Origin of the sequence: Roseateles sp. (genome assembly GCF_965262435.1) — a bacterium.
Taxonomy (GTDB): domain Bacteria; phylum Pseudomonadota; class Gammaproteobacteria; order Burkholderiales; family Burkholderiaceae_C; genus Paucibacter_A.
Genome location: NZ_OZ253537.1, coordinates 5,063,858 through 5,083,023 on the forward strand (window position 1 = coordinate 5,063,858; position 19,166 = coordinate 5,083,023).

Genomic DNA, 19,166 nt, shown 5'->3' on the forward strand with positions numbered 1-19,166 from the left:
GCAGCGGCTGGTTTTGCGCCAGCTTCACTGCCCGTCCCCAGGCTAAAAAACCTTGCCCGGACAAAGCTCCGGACAAAGCAACGGCTTGAACGTCGTGTGCGTTTGCGGCGAGTGTCTCACAAGATTTGCCCACTCTCAAATGGTGCGAATGCATTTCATATTGCGAAACAAGTTACAAACCGGTGTCAGCCGAAAAGCGCATGCCGCACCCGGATAATCGCCCGCTATGTCTTTTCTTACCGATCTCCAAGGCGCTGCGCGCCAGATGGTTCAGCCCCTGCGCCGGGTGCTGGTGCGCTGGTGGCTCAGCCAGTCGCCTTCGCGGCAGGACCGCTTCGCCACCCTGGGCCCGCTGATCTCCGTCCTGCTCTTCCTGACCGCCATCATCCTGGCCTTCTGGTACCTGCGAAACGAGGAAATCGAGCGCGAGTCGGAGGCCGTCAAGCGCGACAGCGAGATCGCCCAGCAGCAGATCCGCGTGCGCCTCAATGACAACCAGGAACAGCTGCTGCGCATCGCCCGCGAGATCGTCACCCGCGCGGTCGACACCCAGGAGTTCAGCGCCCAGGCCAAGGCTTTCGCCCGCGACCGGCCCGAGATCACCCACATCACCTGGCTGAGCAATCGCCGAGAGGCACGCGCCAGCGTCAGCGGCGCTGGCTTCCAAGACGACTCCCTGATGTCGGCCGAAGGCCATGACCCCTCCATGCCCCTGGCCAACCAGAGCAACCCGGCCGAGCTGGCCTTCCAGGCGGCGCGCGAACGTCGCCAGCCCAGTTACTCACCGCCCTTTGCCGACAACATCGGCACCCGGGTGTTCCAGATCCACGTGCCCCTGATCGATCGCAGCGGCTTTGCCGGCGTGCTGATCGCCGAATACTCGATCGAAGCCCTGCTGCGCTACTACGTGCCCAGCGAGGTGGCGACCCGCCATGTGGTGGCCATCCTCGACGCCGGCGAGCAGGTCGTCGCCAGCACCGTCACACAGATGCCGGGCAAGCGCCCCAAGCGCGCCCTGATCCAGCATGAGGTGCCGCTGGCCCCAGCCATGAATGGCCTGGTGCTGCGCGGCGAGGGCTACCGCACCTCGATCGGCCTGATCAGCAACACCTTGTTCTGGATGGTGGTGGCGCTCTCGGTGCTGACCGTCTGGATGCTTCTGGGTACCTGGAAGCACATGCGCCGGCGCCTGCATATCCAGAACGCCTTGTCCAGCGAAACCAATTTCCGCCGCGCCATGGAGAACTCCATGCTGACCGGGATGCGCGCCATGGACATGGAGTCGCGCATCTCCTATGTGAACCCGGCCTTCTGCGCCATGACCGGCTTCTCGGAAGCCGAGCTGATCGGCCGCAAGCCGCCCTTCCCCTTCTGGCCGCCCGACCGCCTGGAGGAAAACGCCCGCCTGCTGCAGCAAGAGCTGCAAGGGCGCAGCCCGGCTGGTGGCGTCGAGGTGAAGATCCTGCGCAAGGACCACACCATCTTCGACGGCCGCGTCTACATCTCACCCCTGGTGGACAGCAAGGGCAAGCAGACCGGCTGGATGACCTCGATGACCAACATCACCGAGGCCAAGCGCGTGCGCGACCAGCTGTCCGCCTCGCACGAGCGCTTCACCACCGTGCTGGAAGGCCTGGACGCGGCCGTGTCGGTGCTCTCGGTGCAACAAGGTGAGCTGCTGTTCGCCAACCGCAGCTACCGGCTCTGGTTCGGCGCCGACCCGGCCGGCCATGCCCTGCTTTCGGGCAGCCAGCTGGGCCGCAGCAGCGGCCCGGATGCTGACGAAGATGTGGACGACTACAGCGGCCTGCCCGCCCAGGCCCTGACCGAAATGGGCTCGGACCCGCGCGAGGTGTTTGTCGAGTCGCTGGAGATGTGGTTCGACGTGCGCTCGCGCTATCTGCAATGGACCGACGGCCGCCTGGCGCAGATGTTGATCGCCACCGACATCACCACCCGCCGCCATGCCGAAGCCCAGGCCGCCAGCCAGGCCGAGAAGGCGCAGATGACCAGCCGCCTGATGACCATGGGCGAAATGGCCTCCAGCGTGGCCCATGAGCTGAACCAACCACTGACCGCCATCACCAACTACTGCAACGGCATGGTCTCGCGGGTGCGCAATGACAGCATCCAGAAGGACGACCTGCTGGCCGCGCTGGAAAAAACCGCCAAGCAAGCACAGCGCGCCGGCCAGATCATCCACCGCATTCGCAACTTCGTGAAACGCAGCGAGCCCAAGCGAGAAGCGGCCCAGGCCTTTGACATCGTCGAGGATGCGGTCGAGCTGGCCGGCATCGAACTGCGCCGCCGCAATGTGGCCATCCACACCTACATCGCGCAGCGACTGCCGACCCTGATGGTGGACCCCATCCTGATCGAACAGGTCTTGATGAACCTGCTCAAGAACGCGGCCGAGGCGATCGACAACGCCGGCCTGCCGGTGTCGCGCCGCCACATCGAACTGCGCGTGGTGCCCAAGCACACCCCCGAACTCGGGGGCCATATCGACTTCAGCGTCACCGACATGGGCCCGGGCATGCCCGAGGAGGTGATCTCCCGGATGTACGAGGCTTTCTTCTCGACCAAGGCCGATGGATTGGGCATCGGCCTAGGGTTATGCCGGTCTATCGTGGAGTCTCACCAGGGTCGGATCCGTGCTGAGAACTTATACAATGGCGAGGCTGTTGTAGGCTGCAGGTTCGCCTTCAGCATCCCGGTAGACATCTCCCGAGTTGACCCGCCTCTGGCGAATGGGCCGCTCGGGCCGACGACAGGATCCGAAGGATCCGCAGTAAACAAACAAGCGACACCATGAGTCTGATTCCGAAGAAGGGCAATGTCTACGTCGTCGATGATGACGAGGCCGTACGCGACTCGCTGCAATGGCTGCTCGAAGGCAAGGACTACCGGGTCAAGTGCTTCGACTCCGCCGAATCCTTCCTCAGCCGCTATGACCCCCGCGAAGTCGCCTGCCTGATCGCCGACATCCGCATGGAAGGCATGAGCGGCCTGGAGCTGCAAGACCGCCTGATCGAGCGCCACAGCCCCCTGCCCGTGGTCTTCATCACCGGCCACGGCGATGTGCCGATGGCGGTGCAGACCATGAAGAAGGGCGCGATGGACTTCATCGAAAAGCCCTTCAAGGAAGAAGAACTGGTGGCCCTGGTCGAGCGCATGCTGGACCAGGCCCGCAACGCCTTCTCCACCCACCAGGAAGCCGCCAGCCGCGACGCCCTGCTCTCGCGCCTGACCACGCGTGAATCCCAGGTGCTGGAGCGCATCGTTGCCGGCCGCCTGAACAAGCAGATCGCCGACGACCTGGGCATCAGCATCAAGACGGTGGAAGCGCACCGCGCCAACATCATGGAAAAGCTGAACGCCAACACGGTGGCCGATCTGCTCAAGATCGCCCTGGGCGCACCGGCCAAGGCCTGAGCCCCATCTGACCCGACCGAGGCCGCTGCGTGATCAGCGGCCTTTTGCATTTTCAAACCAGATGGCTGGATAGAAGTGAACAGGTGAATTGGTGAACAAGTGAACACGTGGGCACGAGACGGGCGGCCGTCCCTTAACCTGTTCACCCGTTCACTTGTTCACCTCAGATTCACCTCCAGCCGCACCCATCACGAGACGCACACCATGACCGCCCAATTGATCGACGGCAACGCCCTGTCCCAACAAGTCCGCGCCGAAGTGGCGCAACGCGCTGCGGCGCTGACGGCCAAGGGCCTGAAACCGGGCCTGGCCGTGGTGCTGGTGGGCGACAACCCGGCCTCCCAGGTCTATGTGCGCAACAAGGTCAAGGCCTGCGCCGACGCCGGCCTGCACTCGGTGCTGGAAAAGTACGAAGCGACCATGAGCGAAGCCGAACTGCTGGCCCGCGTCGAGGCCCTGAACAAGGACCCCGCCATCCACGGCATCCTGGTGCAGCTGCCCCTGCCCAAGCACATAGCCTCCCACAAGGTCATCGAGGCCATCTCGCCGGCCAAGGACGTGGACGGCTTCGCAATCGAGAGCGCCGGCGCGCTGATGGTCGGCGAGACTGGCTTCAAGGCCTGCACGCCCTACGGCTGCATGAAGATGCTGGAAAGCATCGGCATGAAGGACCTGCGCGGCAAGCATGCCGTGGTGATCGGCCGCTCCAACATCGTCGGCAAGCCCATGGCCATGATGCTGCTGCAGGCCAATGCCACCGTGACGGTCTGCCACAGCGGCACCGCCGATCTGGCCCAGCACACCCGCCAGGCCGACATCGTCGTGGCCGCCGTGGGCAAGCGCGATGTGCTGACCGCCGACATGGTCAAACCGGGCGCCGTGGTCATCGATGTGGGCATGAATCGCAACGATGAAGGCAAGCTCTGCGGCGACGTTGATTTCGCGGGCGTCAAGGACGTGGCCGGCTGGATCACCCCGGTGCCCGGCGGCGTCGGCCCCATGACCATCACCATGCTGCTGGTCAACACGATGGAGTCGGCCGAACGCGCCGCCGCGGCCGCCCAAGCCGAAGGCGCCGTATGAGCAATCCGCTTTTGTCCACCGCCGCCCTGCCGGCCTTCGCCAGCATCCGCCCCGAGCACATCGCCCCGGCGGTCGAGCAGTTGCTGAAAGAGGCCGATGCCGCCCTGGCCCTGGCCACCTCGGAGGCCACGCCGGCCGATTACGAGGCCTTGTCCGCCAGCCTCGGCGTGGCCACCGAGCGCCTGGGTGCGTCCTGGGGCGCGGTCGGCCACCTCAATGCCGTGGCCAACACGCCCGAGCTGCGCGAGGCCTACAACGCCGCCCTGCCCGCCGTCACCGAGTTCTTCACCCGCCAAGGTTCGGACGAGCGGCTCTACGCCAAGTACAAGGCCATCGCCGCCAGCCCGGCCGCGGCCACGCTGAACCCGGCACGCCAGCAGGCACTCAAGCTCTGGCTGCGTGATTTCGTGCTCTCCGGCGCCGAGCTGCAGGGCGAGGCCAAGGCCCGCTTCGCCGCCATCCAGGAACGCAGCGCCGAGCTGGCCCAGACCTTCTCCGAGCATGTGCTGGACGCCACCGACGGTTATGCCTACTACGCCAGCGCGGACGAAATGGCCGGCGTGCCCGCCGACGCGGTGCAGGCTGCGCGCGCCGCCGCCGAGGCCGAGGGCAAGGAAGGCCACAAGCTCACCCTGCATTTCCCCAGTTACTTGCCCGTCATGCAGTACGGCAGCCACCGTGGCCTGCGCCAGCGGCTCTACACCGCCTATGTGACCCGCGCCAGCGAGCTGGGCGACAAGCCCGAGCAGGACAACAGCGCCGTCATGCAAGAGCTCTTGCAACTGCGCCAGGAAGAAGCCGCCCTGCTGGGCTTCGCCAATTTCGCGGAAGCTTCGCTGGCCGCCAAGATGGCCGATTCGCCGCAGCAGGTGCTCGACTTCCTGCGTGACCTGGCCCGCCGCGCCCGCCCCTTTGCCGAGAAGGACCTGGCCGAGCTGCGCGAGTTCGCGGCCCGCGAGCTGGGCCTGGCCGAGCTTCAGGCCTGGGACACGGCCTACGCCTCCGAGAAGCTCAAGGAAGCCCGCTACGCCTTCAGCGACGAAGCCGTGCGCCAGTATTTCCCGGTACCGCGCGTGCTGGCCGGCCTGTTCAGCATCATCGAGCGCCTGTTCCAGGTGACGATCAGCGAGCAGTCCGCCGAGGTCTGGCACGAGTCCGTCAAGTTCTACCGTTTGGAGCGAGATGGCGCCCTGGTCGGGCAGTTCTACCTCGACCTCTACGCCCGCCCCGGCAAGCGCCCCGGCGCCTGGATGGACGAGGTGCGCAGCCGCTGGGCCCGGCCCGAGGGCACGCAGCAGACGCCGGTGGCCCAGCTGGTCTGCAACTTCACGCAGCCTGCGGGTGATCGGCCGGCACTGCTGACGCACGACGACGTCACCACCCTGTTCCACGAATTCGGCCACGGCCTGCACCACCTGCTGACCCAGGTGGACGAGCTGGGCGTCTCCGGCATCTCAGGCGTCGAGTGGGATGCCGTCGAACTGCCCAGTCAGTTCATGGAGAACTTCTGCTGGGAATGGGAGGTGCTGCAGCAGCTGACCGCCCAGGTCGACAGCGGCGAGCCCCTGCCGCGCGAGCTCTTCGACAAGATGCTGGCGGCCAAGAACTTCCAGAGCGGCATGCAGACGCTGCGCCAGATCGAGTTCGCCCTGTTCGACATGCGCCTGCATGGCGAGACGGCCTCCGCCGAGCAAATCCAGACCGTCTTGAACGAGGTGCGCCACGAGGTGGCGGTGATGAAGTCCCCCGACTTCAACCGCAGCCAGCACAGCTTCTCGCACATCTTTGCGGGCGGCTACTCGGCCGGCTACTACAGCTACAAATGGGCGGAACTGCTCAGCGCCGATGCCTGGAGCGCCTTCGAGGTGGAAGGGGTGTTCAACGCCGACACCGGCCGCCGCTACCTGCAGAACATCCTGGAAGTCGGCGGCTCCCGCCCGGCCATGGACAGCTTCAAGGCCTTCCGCGGCCGTGAGCCACAGATCGACGCCTTGTTGCGGCATCAAGGCATGAGCTGATCTTCTGGGGGGCGCAATGCCCCCCAGCCTAGGCCGTCTGGCCTGGTATGTGGATTCAAGTGGGCAGCCATGTGCCTTTCACGCGGAGCGCCGCTCGGCTGAGGGCCGCCCCCCGATTCAGCAGCCCGGGGGTGCCAGTCGCCGGAGCAAAGCCCGCAAACGCGCCACCAACACGCGCTTTTCGAAAGGCTTGGCCAGAGCGTCATCGGCACCTAGCTGCAAGACCGCCATTCTGTCGAAGGCATCGCCCCGCGCGGTCAGCATCAGGATGGCCAAGTCCGGATAAGCCGCCCGCCAGCGCCGGCACAAGTCCGCGCCACGGGCATCGGGCAGCATCACATCCAACAGCACAACCGCAGGCAGGGCCGCCGCAAGGGCCTGCTCGGCCTGCTCAGCATTGAGTGCCGCACGCACCGCCCACCCCTCAGCCTGCAAGAGGCGCAGCAGCATGGCGGAGAGCTCAGCATCGCTGTCGACAAGCAGCAAGGAGGACTTGGGCATCAAACCCGCCTTGGAAAGTTCTGGAAGGCATCGGCCGCGCGCCGAGGTGAACAAGGCCATCGATCGTAAGACGCTGGGCCGCAGTCCCTACATGACTTTCCTGCAGTCGATGCGACATCGCTGTCATGAATCGTCGCGTTATGTCGCACACACCGAGCACGAATCTTCGGAAACTGCGGTGCGCTGTACTGATGCCTGGGTGGCCAGACACAAGCCCTGATTTGGGCGAGCTCTCGGGGCATGACAGCGACCGCATTCCTCCAACGATACAGAGCCCACAGGGAACACCCATGAACACCAGCACCGCCACGGCCAAGCGCCCCACAGTTCGCCGACCCACCAATTCGCTGTCGCGCGCGCCTCGTCCGTCCACGCTGTGCCTGGCCATCGCCACCGCGCTGAGCCTGGGCATCGTCGACACGGCAGAGGCCGCCGTGTGGACCTGGACCGGTGCGACCACCATCCCCGGCGGCCCCACCGCTTTGTGGAGCACGGCCGGCAACTGGAGCGGCGCTTCGGTCGGCGTGCCCAAGGACGGCGACTCCCTGGTCTACAACGGCAACAAGGCGCCGCTGCAGATCGTTGACATTTCCGGCGCTACGGCTCAGGTCCTGCTGCTGAAGGACATTTCCTTCACCGCCGATGCCACCGACTTCATCCTGACACCCAAAGCCTCTTCGCCGACCACCTTGAAGCTGAGCGGCAACGTCAGCAACCTGGGCCAGAAGCAGACCTTCAACGTGGCCGTGGAGGCGATCGGCGGCAGCGCCGAGCAGATTTGGAACGGCGGCAGCAACGGCATGCTGCTCAGCAATGCCTGGCTGTCCGGTAGCAACACCAAGCTGACCTTGAACAACAACGTGGCGATTCAGAAGGGCGGAACGATGGCCTTGGGCAATCTGGCCAATGAGTCACTGAACTTGAACATCAAGGCCGGCAGCAGCGCGACGCTGGACATCTTGGACATCGCGCGGGGCAAGCTCAGCCAAGGGACGCTCTTGGTGGACGGAAACTCGTCCAAACTGAGCACAAGAGACATCAACATCGGCCACAGCGGCACCGGCGTTTTGACGGTTCAAAACAGCGCCCAGGTCAACATCAGCAACGGCGCCAAGCTTGGCACTGCGCCGGACAGCAAGGGCACTCTCCTGGTCAGCGGTCTCGGCTCGCAATTCAACAGCGCAGGTTCGCTCTTCCTGGTTGGCGAGCAGGGCTCTGGCAGCTTGACCATTGAGAACGGTGGTGTGGCCAGCAACGTCAGTTCGGTGATTGCAGACAGGCTCGGCAGTACCGGCAACGTGGTGGTGACCGGCCAAGGATCGCAATGGGTCAATACCGCGAGCCTCTTCGTCGGCCAAAGCGGCCAAGCTTCACTGAGCATTCTGGATTCAGGCAAAGTGACGGCGCAAAACTTGGCGATTGGCGCGCGGGGCGTGCTCACGCTCGATGGCGGCAACTTGCAGATCGCCAACGCCTCCGTGGCCAGCGGTGGCTCCTTCAACTGGATCAAGGGCGTGCTGACTTACACCGACAAGGCCAGCCTGGGCTCGGCCCTGCTGCCCTCCTTCAGCACCCTGTCCAGCGGCAAGACCTTGAGCGTGGCCAATGCGCTGACGATCGGCGGCGCCAGCACCCTGAACCTGAGCGGCGGCAACGCCAGCGCGGGCAGCCTGGTCCTGCAAGGGCAAGCCGAGGTAGGCAGCTTCAGCGAGCTCAGCGTCGGCACGGGCGGGATGAACAGCAGCGGTGTCTTGCAGTTGAGCGGCGGCACGTTCCGAACCGCCGGTGCGGCCGTGAGCTCGGGCATCGTGAATGGCTACGGCGTGATCACCGGCAGCGGCGGTTTCAACAACGCCGGCCTGCTGCGCCAGGGCGAAGGCACGCTGGTCTTGAGCAGCACCGGCCTCAATGAGAACTCGGGCACCTGGGACATGCAGGCCGGCCGTACGCTCAGCCTGCAAGGTGCAGCCCTGAACAACCGCGGCAGCCTGAACCTGAACGGCGGCTTCATTTCGGGCACAGCTTCCGTCGTGAACGCGGCCCAAGGCAGCATCAGCGGCAGCGGTCGCATCAGCGCGGGCTTCAGCAACAACGGCAGCCTGATCGTCGACGCCGGCCGCACCCAGATCGATGCCAACTTCGTCAACCGGGGTCAGGTCTTGCTGAGCAGCAATGCAGCCAACCTGGCGGGTGGCCAGATCGACAACCGCGGCCTGATCCAGGGCTTCGGCAAGATCAACAACAACGTCGCGCAGGCCGACAGCAGCGGCAGCATCGAGGCCCAAGGCGGCACGCTGGCCGTGGCCGGCCAGATCGTCGGTTCCAATCGCGGCATCCTGGCCGCGGGCGACGGCGGCAAGCTGCTGATCAGCCAGGGTCTGGCCAGCAACGCCGGCCAGATCCAGCTGAGCGGCGGCACCTTGGACAACAACGGCCGGGCACTGGTCAACGAAGTCGGTGGCAGCATCAACGGCTTCGGCACCCTGCGCTCGGGCACGCTGAGCAACAAGGGCCAGATCCTGCTGAGCGGCGGCACTTCGGCCGTGCGCGCCGATATCGTGGCCCAGGCCGGCAGCGAGATCGTGCTCTCGGGTCAGAGCAACACCAGCTTCTACGGCAGCGTCGAGGTGATGAGTGATGCGGAGCTGCGTGTCTCAGAAGGTTCGGTCGCCACCTTCGCCGGCCTGGTGAAACAACGCACCGGATCCAATATCAACGGTGACGGCAAGATGTTCTTCGAAGGCGGCCTGAACATCGGCAACTCGCCGGGCTACGGCTACATCCAAGGCTCGGTGGTCTTCGCTTCCAGCAACTTCTACGAAGCGGAAATCGGTGGCACCGCCGCCTGCACGGCACAAAGCTGCGCCTTGGGTTCGCCCCTCTTGGACAGCAGCTTCGACAAGCTGGTGATCGGCGGCAACCTGAGGATGGGCGGCACCTTGACCTTGAAATCCTGGAACGGCTTTGTGGCGCAAGCCGGCCAGAGCTTTGACCTGCTCGACTGGGGCAGCAGCAGCGGCACCTTCAAGACCATCAACGCCTCAGGTTTGAGCCTGGCCGCCGGCACCAAGCTGGACTACAGCCAGCTCTACACCAACGGCACGATCACGGTGACCGCGGTGCCGGAACCAGAGAGCTATGCACTGATGCTGGCCGGGCTGGGCGCCATCGGCTTCATCGCGCGCCGCCGGCGCGCCAAAGCCGGGGCCTGAGCCCGGCGGCCCGGCTGGGCGCCTTGACATCGGCTTGACATCGGCTTCACAAGGGGATTTCTAGACTGCGGCTCACACCCACCGTCTGGAACCCCAACATGAAGCATTTGCTCCGTCACCGCCTCGTCACCGCCCTGCTCGCTGCTGCCAGCTGGAGCTTCAGCATCTCGCCCAGCTCGGCGGCCACGGCTTCCACAGCAAGCCCGGCCAGAGTCCTGATCGTCGTCAGCGGCGAAGGCCGCGAGCAGGGCAAGACCCGCCCCGGCTTTGAGATGGACGAGTTCGCCCAGGCCTGGCTGCTGCTGCGTGCCAACGGCCTCAGCGTCGAGGTCGCCAGCCCCAAGGGCGGCGCCGTCGAGGCCGACCGCTACGACCCGGCAGACGATTACAACAGCCGCCTGGCTGCCGACCCACAGGCCCTGGCCGCCCTGAAGCAAACCCGCAGCACCGCCGAACTGAAGGCCAGCGACTACCGCGCCGTGATGGTCATGGGCGGCAAGGGCGCCATGTTCGACCTGCCCAAAGACCCCGGCCTGCAGACGCTGCTGCGCGAGATGGACGCCCAGGGCGGCGTGATCGCCGCGGTCTGCCATGGCCCGGCCGCTCTGGCCGAGGTGCGGCGCGCCGATGGCCAGCCCCTGGTCGCCGGCCGCCGCCTGACCGGTTTCAGCAACGAGGAAGAAGCGGCCTTCGGGAAGAAGTGGGCAGCTCAGTTCCCCTGGCTGCTGGAAGACAAGCTCAAGGCCCAGGGCGCGCGCTGGGACGAAGCCTCGATGATGATGCCCAAGGTGGTGGTGGACGGCCGACTGATCACCGGCCAGAACCCCTTCTCCACCACCGCCATGACCGAGGCCGTGCTGCGCGCGCTGGGTCAGGAGCCCAAGGCTCGCCTGCCCTTCCGCGATGAAGCCACCATGAGCCTGGCACAGCGCTGGCTGGAGGGCGAACAGGCCGCCGTGCAAGCGCAGCTGGCCGCCGATGCCAAGGCCTACAAAATGGAGCTGATCGCCATGCTGGGCGTCTACCAGTTCAAGAATGCCGGCGATGATGCGAGCCGCCGCCAAGCGCTTTCGCTGATGCGCCTGGCCGAGCCGCACTTCAAGCACGAGCGTCTGAGCCTGACCATCCAGGAAGCGAAACAATCGCTGGCCACCGTCAATCACCACCAACCCTGATCGAGCAGCAAGGCCCCATGACGACGACGCCCAGCCCACCCCTGCGCATCCTCGTGGTCGAAGACCACGCGCCGCTGCGCGCCCAGATCGTCGAGGTGCTACAGGCCGCCGGCTGGCGCGTCGAGGAAGCCAGCGACGGCCGCCTGGGCCTGCAGCTGGCCCTGGAGCAGCCGCCCGACGTGCTGCTGCTGGACCTGGGCCTGCCAGGCCTCGACGGGCTGCAGGTCTGCCAGCGCCTGCGCCAGCAAGCCGATCGCCACATCCCAGTGCTGATGCTGACCGCACGCGACAGCCTGGCCGACAAAGGCCAGGGCTTCGCCGCTGGCGCCGACGACTACCTGCTCAAGCCCTTTGCCGGCGAAGAACTGCTCTGGCGCTGCCAGGCCCTGTCCCGGCGTGGCGAGCTGGGCCGCAGCCCCCTGCTGGAACGCGGCCCGCTGCAGATCGACCGGCGCAGCGCCGAAGTGCGCATCGAGGGTCAGGTCTTGCCGCCCCTGCCACGCCAGGCCTACCGCCTGCTACTGGCCCTGGCCGAGGCGTACCCACGCACGCTCAGCCGCAGCGAGCTGCAGCACACCCTCTGGACCGACGAGCCGCCCGAGTCCGACGCCTTGCGCAGCCATCTCTACACCTTGCGCCAGGCCCTGGGGCCGGCGCAAACCTTGATCAAGACCGTGCACAGCGTGGGTCTGCGCCTGGACCTTCCCGCATGAACCTGAGCATCAACACCAGCGGCTACCGTGCGCGCCTGCGGCAGCGCCTGATGCTGGCCTTCACCGGCTACACCGTGCTGGTCAGCGCCTTGTTCGGCCTCTTTGCCATGGCTTTTGTCTACACCGTCGAAGACCAGTTCTTCGACAGCGCCCTGCGCCAGGAAGCTCAAGCCCAAGACATCAGCCTGCGTGCCGGCAAGGGCTGGCGCGAGCCGGCGCAGGACTTCATCCGCCTGTACCGGCCTGGCCAGGCCCTGCCCGAGGACCTGGCGCAGGCGCGCCTGCGCGAGCCCCGGTCCCGCGAACTGAGCGGCGAGCAAGGCCGCCACTACCACCTCTGGCCCCTGTCCGAAGACCGCGGCCTGCTGGTGGCCGAGGTCAGCGGCCAGCTGATCGTGCGGCCCATGCGCCGGCAGCTGCTGGTCTGGCTGGGTGCCTGGGGCGGCGGCCTGGCCCTGCTGGCCCTGGGCCTGGGCTGGTGGCTGGCGCGCCGCACCAGCGCGCCTCTGGCCCGGCTGGCGCAAGCGGTCGCGCAGAGTCGACCGGAACAATTGCCCACCGATCTGGCGGCGCGTTATGGCGACGATGAGGTGGGCCTGCTGGCAGCCCACCTCGCCCAGCAAAACCAGCGGACGCGGGAGTTCATCGCCCGCGAACAAGCCTTCACCCGCGATGCCAGCCACGAGCTGCGCACACCACTGGCGGTGCTGAGCCTGGCCTGCGAGCGCCTGCAGCGCACGGCCCTACCCGAGCAGCGCGCCAGCCTGGACTCCATGGCCGCAGCGCTGTGGCAACTGCAGCAGACGGTCGAGCTGCTGCTGGCGCTGGCCCGCGAATCCAGCCCGAGCCCGATCTTGGGTCAGGCCCAGCCGCTGGCCCTGCTGCCCCAGATCGAACAGCTGGTGCTGGCCCACGCCCCCTTGCTGGATCAGCAAGGCATCGAGCTGGATCTGCAAGTGCCAGCCGCCCTCACCCGCCCCTGGCCGCCCGCACTGACCCAGCTGCTGCTGGCCAATCTGCTCGGCAACGCCCTGGCGCACCGGCAATCGCCGCTGATCCGCATCAACGCCGATGCGCAGTGCCTGAGCATTGCCAATGCCAGCGTCGCACCTCCCGAGGCCCTGCTCGGCGCCGACGCGGCCGGCCGCCAGCCCGGCGTCAAAGGTGAAGGCAGCGCCGGCCTGGGCCTGGGCTTGTCCATCGTGCGCCGCCTGGCGGAGCGCCATGGCCTGCGGCTGGAGCTGCAGCACGCCTCGGGCTGGACCACGGTCAGCCTGATGGACGCGCCGCCACCCGCGGATGGGGCCGAGACGGGCGCCACTTTCTGAGCCCGCGCCGCTTGACCGCGCCCTGCCCACCATGATCTTTCTCCCGCTTGCCGCCCTGGCCCTGGCCTGCCTGCTGACCCCCAGCTGGCTGCTGCGCCGCGGCCTGCACCCGCTGGCGGCTTGGTTGTTGGCTGCCGGCATGTGGCCGACCAGCGTCCTGGCCCTGGAGCTGCTGCCACGCGCTCCGGGCGGCGGGGACTCGATGCTGATCGTGGCCCTGATCACCGGCAGCTTGCTGGGCCTGGCCCTGGCGGGGCTGGGCACCCTGCTGGCGCTGTGGCGGCGGCGCGGGCACTGAACCCACCCTGCGCCATGTCGCCGAGCGGGGGCACGCTGGCATCAGCGCCGCCCACCGCCGAGTTCACAGATGCTTCACACGCGGCCCCTTAGCCTTGCCGTCCCGGCCCACAGGGGCCATGGCAGCTCACCGCTCATGAAGACACCCATCTGGAAGAAGAAAACTCGCACCAAGATCATGGTTTCCATCCTCGGCCTCATCGCCGCCACGGCCGCGCTGTGGTGGGGCATCTTTGCACTCAAGCCCTATCAAATCTCGCCCGATCAGATGCAGGCGCGCTACCGCTACAGCGCTCCGGCCGCCTTCACGCCGACGCTGAAAGACCTGGGCCGGCACGGCTACGAGGTCCGCTTCAACAGCTTCGACGGCGCCGCCGTCAACGGCCGCCTCCAGTACCCCAGCGACCCGGCTCAGGCCAAGGCGCCGTTCCCGCTGCTGATCGCCATGCATGGGCTGGGGCGCAGCCATATGCGCTGGTGGCAGTCGTCGTACAAGGGCGGCGAAACCTTGGAGCACACCCACCTCGTCACCGAGCAAGCCTTGAAGCAAGGCTATGCCGTGCTGGCCCTGGACGCGCGCCGCCACGGCGAGCGCAAGAACCTCGAGTACAGCGTGCTCGATCTGATGCGCGATATGGACCTGTGGGGCCAGCGCGAACCCTATGAGCAGATGATCATCGACAGCATCAAGGACTACCGCCTGCTGCTGGACTGGCTGCTGCCGCAGCCGCAGATCGACGCCCGCCGCGTGCAGACCACCGGCTACAGCATGGGCGGGCAGATGGCGCTGATCCTGGGCAGCCTGGAGCCGCGCATCACGGCGGTGGCCGCCATCGTGCCGCCGCATTTGGACGACAAAGTGGCCGCCGTGTCGCCGCAGCGCTTCTTTGCCGGCCTCGCGGGCAAGGACAAGCTCTGGCTGCTCAGCGCCGACGACGACGAGTACGCCTCGGCCCAGCAAAACCAAGCCTTGTTTGAGGCCCTGCCAGGCACGGCGAACCGGCATCTGCGTTTCCCCGGCGGCCACCTCTTGCCGGCCAGCTACGCCGAGCAACTGCAGCCCTGGCTGGCACCGATGCCCTGAGCGCCTGGCATACACTGCCCGCCATGGGCATCTTCTGGCGCATCACCTTGGCATGGCTGCTGGCCGTGGCCATGCCGATTCAAGGCATGGCCGCTGTGACCATGCGCTTGTGCATGGCGCTGCCCCAGCCCAGCACGGCGTGCCATGAGCAGGCCTTGGAGCAAGCCGCCGAGCCCACCGCCCCGGCTGCTTTTGAGGAAGCCGCACCAGACCACGCCGGCAGCTGCAGCGCCTGCGCCGCCTGCTGCCATGCGGTCGCGCCGCCGAGCGTGTTGCCCCTGCTGGATCCGGTCGCCGGCGAACTGCCCCAGGCCAGCGCCCTGATCGCCAGCCACGCCCGCGTGCTGCCGGGCGGGCTCGAACGTCCACCGCGAAACCCGCCCCGCTGATCGGCCGGGCCGGCACCGCATGTGCCGGACTCTCAGCCCACTGACCCAGCCCGGCTCCGGGGCGCCCGACGCTTGCGTCGATGCCCGGAGCCTCCCTCCGGTCCTTGCTGATTCACGCGAGAACACCATGAAATTTCCTGCACCGGGCATGGCGCTCCCACGCCACTTGCTGTGCGCCTTGCTGTGCGCGCCATTGGCCTTTGCTCTGGCCCCCACAGCCTCGGCCCAAACGCCACGATCGACCAGCCCCAGCCCAAACACCAGCCTGAGTGCTGACCCGCTGGACCCCAACGTGCCCCTGCCACCACTGCGCTACCGCTCCGCTCTGCAGAGCTACCGCGCCGATCCGGGCACCGAGCTGGGCACCGAGTTGGGCGATTGGAAGGCCAGCAACGAGCGCGTCCAGCGCATCGGCGGCTGGCGGGCCTATGCACGCGAAGCGAACGCAAGCCCGCTGGACGCCAGCCCTGCAAACGCAGCGGCGAGCGTGCCCGCGAGCCAAGCCAAACCCGAACCCGCCCCCAAGGCCGGCGGCCACAGCCACCACCACTGAGCCGTGCCCATGAATCCCTGCCAAACACAAACACACCATCATCTCGGCCGGCGCCGCATCGGCAGCCTGCTGACCCTGGCCGCTGCCATGGCCCTGGCCGGCTGTGCCAGCCTCCAGCCTGAGGCCGCCCTGGCGCCGGTCCAGGAGGCCGCGCGCAAGCATCTCGGCGCCAGCGTCCAGCCCAGCCACAGCGACGAGGACTTGCGCGCCGTGGCCGAACGCGTCGGCGAGCTGCTGGCCGCACCCTTGAGCGCCGACACCGCTGTGCAGATCGCCCTGCTCAACAACCGCGGCTTGCAAGCCAGCTTGGCGGAGCTGGGCATGGCCGAAGCCGAGCGCGTGCAAGCCAGCCGCCTGCCCAACCCCGGCTTCAGCCTGGGCCGGATGCGGCGTGGCGACGAACGCGAGATCGAGCGCGGCGCCTCCTTCGACCTGGGCCATCTGATCGGCCTGCCCTGGGCGCGCGAACTTGAGAACCGGCGCCTGACGGCCCGCCAGCAGCAGCTGACGCTGGAAGTGCTGAACCTGGCCGCTGACACGCGCCGGGCCTATCTCCTCGCCGTGGCGGCCCAGCAAAGCGCGGCCTATGCGCGCGAAGTCCAGGCGGCCGCCGAGGCCGGCGCCGAGCTCGGCCGGCGCATGGCCCAGGCCGGCAATTGGAATGCCTTGCAGCAAGCGCGCGAACATGGCTTCTATGCCGAGGCCGCCTTGCAAACCGCCCGCGCCGAAGCGGCGGGGCTGGCGACTCGCGAACGACTGATTCGCCTGCTCGGCCTCTGGGGTGCGCAGACCGCGCGACTCACCCTGCCCGCGCGCCTGCCCGAGCTGCCGGCCGCCGCCCTCGAGCAGCCCGAGATCGAACAGGCCGGCCTGGCCAGCCGGCTGGATGTGCAGGCGGCCCGCAGCCAGGTCGAGGCCAGCGCGCGCAGCCTGGGGCTGAGCCGGGTCCGCGGTTTCATCAACTTGCTGGAGCTGGGCGCGCAGCGCAACAGTTCCAACGAAGCGCCCGTGCAAACCGGCTACGACATCCGCTTCGAGCTGCCCCTGTTCGACTGGGGCGATGCGCGGGTGGCAAAGGCCGAGGCCGTCTATATGCAGAGCGTGCACCGCGCCGCCCAGACCGCCATCGCCGCCCGTTCGGAGCTGCGCGAAGCCTATCTGGGTTACCGCTCGGCCTACGACATCGCCCGCCACCACCGCGACGAGCTGTTGCCAGCCGCCAAACGCATTTCCGAGCAAAACCTGCTGCGCTACAACGGCATGTTCATCAGCGTGTTCGAGCTGCTGGCGGACACGCGCGCCCAGATCGGCGTCGTGCGCGCCTCCATCGATGCCTTGCGTGATTTCTGGCTGGCCCAGGCCGAGCTCGAGATGGCACGCCTGGGCAAGCCCGCACTTGACAGCGCGGCCGCCGTCAGCAGCGGCGCAGCGCCCACTGGCGCCGCCGCTGCAGCCCACTGATTTCAGGAGTTATCGATCATGCTTTCCCGACGCAATTTCTTCCAGGGCGCCGGCGCCTTGACCGCCGCCGTCTCGGCCAGCGCCGTCAGCCGCGTGGCCATGGCCGGCCTGCCCGAGCCCGTGCTGCAAGGCGCGGCCGACAGCGCGCCGCCCTTGCAACCGAGCACCGGCCGCCCCTACCGGCCGGTGCTGACCCTGAACGGCTGGACCCTGCCCTGGCGCATGAACCAGGGCGTCAAGGAGTTCCACCTGGTGGCCGAGCCGGTGCTGCGCGAACTGGCGCCCGGCATGAAGGCCCACCTCTGGGGCTACAACGGCCAGTCACCGGGGCCGACGATCGAGGTCGTCGAGGGCGACCGGGTGCGCATCTTCGTCACCAACAAACTGCCCGAGCACACCAGCATCCACTGGCATGGCCAGCGCCTGCCCAATGGCATGGACGGCGTGTCCGGCCTGACGCAGAAGTCGATTCAGCCAGGCAAGACCTTTGTCTATGAGTTCGTCGCGCGCCGGCCCGGCAGCTTCATGTACCACCCCCATGCCGACGAAATGACGCAGATGGCCATGGGCATGATGGGCCTCTGGGTCACCCACCCGGCGCCGGCGGCCAAGAAGCAGCAAGGCTTGATCGAACCGGTGGACCGCGACTTCTGTTTCCTGCTCAATGCCTTCGACATCGAGCCCGGCGCGGCCACGCCCAAGATCATGACCATGCTGGACTTCAACCTCTGGTGCTGGAACAGCCGGGTCTTCCCCGGCATCGACACGCTCAATGTGCGCAAGGGCGACCGGGTGCGCATCCGCGTCGGCAACCTGACCATGACCAACCACCCCATCCACCTGCATGGCCATGAGTTCACGGTCACCGGCACCGATGGCGGCCCGGTGCCGAAGACGGCGCGCTGGCCCGAGGTGACCACCGATGTGGCGGTGGGCCAGATGCGCCAGATCGAGTTCATCGCCGACGAGGAAGGCGACTGGGCCTTCCACTGCCACAAGAGCCACCACACCATGAACGCCATGGGCCACGGCCTGCCCACCATGATCGGCGTCGACCACAGCCAGCTGGCCCGCCAGATCACCCGCCTGGTGCCCGACTACATGGTCATGGGCGAGCGCGGCATGGCCGATATGGCCGAAATGACCATGCCCCTGCCCGACAACACCCTGCCCATGATGAGCGGCGACGGCCCCTTCGGCGGCGTCGAGATGGGCGGCATGTTCTCGGTGCTGAAGGTGCGCAAAGACCAGAAAGCTGGCGACTACAGCGACCCGGGCTGGTACCGCCACCCGCCCGGCGAAGTCGCCTTCGAGTGGACCGGCGCCCTGCCCGAGCCGGCCCGCTTCGCGGCCGAAACGGCGCTGCCCCAAAAACAGGCGCAGCAACAGCCCGCCGCCGGCCCGGCCGTCGAGCTGCGGGCGCGCAAGCCCAGCGGCCATTCAGGGCATTGATGCGCAGCCGACGAGCTCCAACCCTTTTCACCCTCTCAATTCGACTCAGCAAGGACATCTCATGAACACATCAACCCGAGCAGGCGGCCAGGCCGCCACCCTCTCGGCCGCACTGCTAGCCGCCGCCGCGCTCCTCTGCATCAGCCTGCCGGCCGCAGCGCAAACGCCGGCCGCCAGCGCGCCTGCACATGGCGCTCACAGCACGCATGCCGCCGGCATGATGGAAGGCCAGGGCGAAGGCGAGGTCCGCAAAATCGACCGCGCCGGCAAGAAGCTGACCCTCAAGCATGGCGAGATCAGCGGCATGGACATGCCGCCCATGACCATGGTGTTCGCGGTCAAGGAGGCGGCAATGCTCGATCGATTCAAGGTCAGTGACCGGGTCCGCTTCAAGGTCCAGCAGTCAGGCTCGACCCTGCTGATCACCGAGCTGGACGCGGCCCGGCCCTGAGGCCGGGCCGACCG

General features: G+C 67.2%; 16 protein-coding genes. 15 read left to right on the forward strand and 1 reads right to left on the reverse strand.

Annotation, left to right across the window (positions count from 1 at the left end; genetic code table 11):
- Positions 1-226 precede the first annotated feature (226 nt).
- From ACQY39_RS21765 to ACQY39_RS21780, 4 genes are all read left to right on the forward strand, one after another.
- Positions 227-2,815: a PAS domain S-box protein gene (locus tag ACQY39_RS21765; protein ID WP_428509817.1), complete on the forward strand. Its 2,589-nt coding sequence runs from the start codon at positions 227-229 to the stop codon at positions 2,813-2,815.
- A complete protein-coding gene (locus ACQY39_RS21770; protein ID WP_263518486.1) occupies positions 2,812-3,435 on the forward strand; it encodes a response regulator transcription factor in 624 nt (207 codons plus the stop codon). The genes ACQY39_RS21765 and ACQY39_RS21770 overlap by 4 nt, the downstream gene beginning before the upstream one ends.
- Positions 3,436-3,639: 204 nt before the next feature.
- Positions 3,640-4,518, forward strand: a complete 879-nt coding sequence (gene folD / locus ACQY39_RS21775) for a bifunctional methylenetetrahydrofolate dehydrogenase/methenyltetrahydrofolate cyclohydrolase FolD (protein WP_428509819.1) — start codon at positions 3,640-3,642, stop codon at positions 4,516-4,518.
- Entirely contained in the window at positions 4,515-6,536 is a 2,022-nt protein-coding gene (locus tag ACQY39_RS21780; RefSeq protein WP_428509821.1) for a M3 family metallopeptidase, read from the forward strand. Before folD ends, ACQY39_RS21780 begins: the two co-directional genes overlap by 4 nt.
- 117 nt (positions 6,537-6,653) lie before the next feature.
- Here the strand turns inward: ACQY39_RS21780 and ACQY39_RS21785 are convergent, their stop codons facing one another.
- Positions 6,654-7,037, reverse strand: a complete 384-nt coding sequence (locus ACQY39_RS21785; RefSeq protein WP_428509823.1) for a response regulator — start codon at positions 7,035-7,037, stop codon at positions 6,654-6,656.
- A gap of 290 nt (positions 7,038-7,327) precedes the next feature.
- Between ACQY39_RS21785 and ACQY39_RS21790 the strand changes: the two genes are divergently transcribed.
- From ACQY39_RS21790 to ACQY39_RS21840, 11 genes are all read left to right on the forward strand, one after another.
- Entirely contained in the window at positions 7,328-10,249 is a 2,922-nt protein-coding gene (locus ACQY39_RS21790; protein WP_428509825.1) for a PEP-CTERM sorting domain-containing protein, read from the forward strand.
- A gap of 98 nt (positions 10,250-10,347) precedes the next feature.
- Complete coding sequence (locus ACQY39_RS21795) at positions 10,348-11,424, forward strand: type 1 glutamine amidotransferase domain-containing protein (RefSeq protein ID WP_428509827.1); 1,077 nt, start codon at positions 10,348-10,350, stop codon at positions 11,422-11,424.
- Positions 11,425-11,441: 17 nt separating this feature from the next.
- Complete coding sequence (locus tag ACQY39_RS21800) at positions 11,442-12,137, forward strand: response regulator transcription factor (protein WP_428509829.1); 696 nt, start codon at positions 11,442-11,444, stop codon at positions 12,135-12,137.
- Positions 12,134-13,465: a sensor histidine kinase gene (locus ACQY39_RS21805; RefSeq protein WP_428509831.1), complete on the forward strand. Its 1,332-nt coding sequence runs from the start codon at positions 12,134-12,136 to the stop codon at positions 13,463-13,465. Before ACQY39_RS21800 ends, ACQY39_RS21805 begins: the two co-directional genes overlap by 4 nt.
- 31 nt (positions 13,466-13,496) lie before the next feature.
- On the forward strand, positions 13,497-13,763 hold the full coding sequence (locus ACQY39_RS21810; RefSeq protein WP_428509833.1) for a hypothetical protein: 267 nt from the start codon (positions 13,497-13,499) through the stop codon (positions 13,761-13,763).
- A gap of 135 nt (positions 13,764-13,898) precedes the next feature.
- Positions 13,899-14,846: a dienelactone hydrolase family protein gene (locus ACQY39_RS21815; protein ID WP_428509835.1), complete on the forward strand. Its 948-nt coding sequence runs from the start codon at positions 13,899-13,901 to the stop codon at positions 14,844-14,846.
- A 23-nt stretch (positions 14,847-14,869) separates the two neighbouring features.
- Positions 14,870-15,235, forward strand: a complete 366-nt coding sequence (locus tag ACQY39_RS21820) for a hypothetical protein (protein WP_428509837.1) — start codon at positions 14,870-14,872, stop codon at positions 15,233-15,235.
- Positions 15,236-15,362: 127 nt separating this feature from the next.
- The gene (locus ACQY39_RS21825; protein ID WP_428509839.1) at positions 15,363-15,788 is read left to right on the forward strand and encodes a hypothetical protein; all 426 of its coding nucleotides are present in this window, start codon (positions 15,363-15,365) and stop codon (positions 15,786-15,788) included.
- A gap of 9 nt (positions 15,789-15,797) precedes the next feature.
- Positions 15,798-17,249, forward strand: a complete 1,452-nt coding sequence (locus ACQY39_RS21830; protein WP_428509841.1) for a TolC family protein — start codon at positions 15,798-15,800, stop codon at positions 17,247-17,249.
- Between the two features lie 18 nt (positions 17,250-17,267).
- The gene (locus ACQY39_RS21835) at positions 17,268-18,701 is read left to right on the forward strand and encodes a multicopper oxidase domain-containing protein (protein WP_428509843.1); all 1,434 of its coding nucleotides are present in this window, start codon (positions 17,268-17,270) and stop codon (positions 18,699-18,701) included.
- 61 nt (positions 18,702-18,762) lie between these two features.
- Positions 18,763-19,152, forward strand: a complete 390-nt coding sequence (locus ACQY39_RS21840) for a copper-binding protein (protein WP_428509845.1) — start codon at positions 18,763-18,765, stop codon at positions 19,150-19,152.
- Positions 19,153-19,166 lie beyond the last annotated feature (14 nt).

Excerpts from the sequence above, each read along its gene's own strand:
- ACQY39_RS21765 (WP_428509817.1), top strand. The coding sequence starts at position 227 with ATGTCTTTTCTTACCGATCTCCAAGGCGCTGCGCGCCAGATGGTTCAG.
- ACQY39_RS21770 (WP_263518486.1), top strand. The coding sequence starts at position 2,812 with ATGAGTCTGATTCCGAAGAAGGGCAATGTCTACGTCGTCGATGATGAC.
- folD (WP_428509819.1), top strand. The coding sequence starts at position 3,640 with ATGACCGCCCAATTGATCGACGGCAACGCCCTGTCCCAACAAGTCCGC.
- ACQY39_RS21780 (WP_428509821.1), top strand. The coding sequence starts at position 4,515 with ATGAGCAATCCGCTTTTGTCCACCGCCGCCCTGCCGGCCTTCGCCAGC.
- ACQY39_RS21785 (WP_428509823.1), bottom strand. The coding sequence starts at position 7,037 with ATGCCCAAGTCCTCCTTGCTGCTTGTCGACAGCGATGCTGAGCTCTCC.
- ACQY39_RS21790 (WP_428509825.1), top strand. The coding sequence starts at position 7,328 with ATGAACACCAGCACCGCCACGGCCAAGCGCCCCACAGTTCGCCGACCC.
- ACQY39_RS21795 (WP_428509827.1), top strand. The coding sequence starts at position 10,348 with ATGAAGCATTTGCTCCGTCACCGCCTCGTCACCGCCCTGCTCGCTGCT.
- ACQY39_RS21800 (WP_428509829.1), top strand. The coding sequence starts at position 11,442 with ATGACGACGACGCCCAGCCCACCCCTGCGCATCCTCGTGGTCGAAGAC.
- ACQY39_RS21805 (WP_428509831.1), top strand. The coding sequence starts at position 12,134 with ATGAACCTGAGCATCAACACCAGCGGCTACCGTGCGCGCCTGCGGCAG.
- ACQY39_RS21810 (WP_428509833.1), top strand. The coding sequence starts at position 13,497 with ATGATCTTTCTCCCGCTTGCCGCCCTGGCCCTGGCCTGCCTGCTGACC.
- ACQY39_RS21815 (WP_428509835.1), top strand. The coding sequence starts at position 13,899 with ATGAAGACACCCATCTGGAAGAAGAAAACTCGCACCAAGATCATGGTT.
- ACQY39_RS21820 (WP_428509837.1), top strand. The coding sequence starts at position 14,870 with ATGGGCATCTTCTGGCGCATCACCTTGGCATGGCTGCTGGCCGTGGCC.
- ACQY39_RS21825 (WP_428509839.1), top strand. The coding sequence starts at position 15,363 with ATGAAATTTCCTGCACCGGGCATGGCGCTCCCACGCCACTTGCTGTGC.
- ACQY39_RS21830 (WP_428509841.1), top strand. The coding sequence starts at position 15,798 with ATGAATCCCTGCCAAACACAAACACACCATCATCTCGGCCGGCGCCGC.
- ACQY39_RS21835 (WP_428509843.1), top strand. The coding sequence starts at position 17,268 with ATGCTTTCCCGACGCAATTTCTTCCAGGGCGCCGGCGCCTTGACCGCC.
- ACQY39_RS21840 (WP_428509845.1), top strand. The coding sequence starts at position 18,763 with ATGAACACATCAACCCGAGCAGGCGGCCAGGCCGCCACCCTCTCGGCC.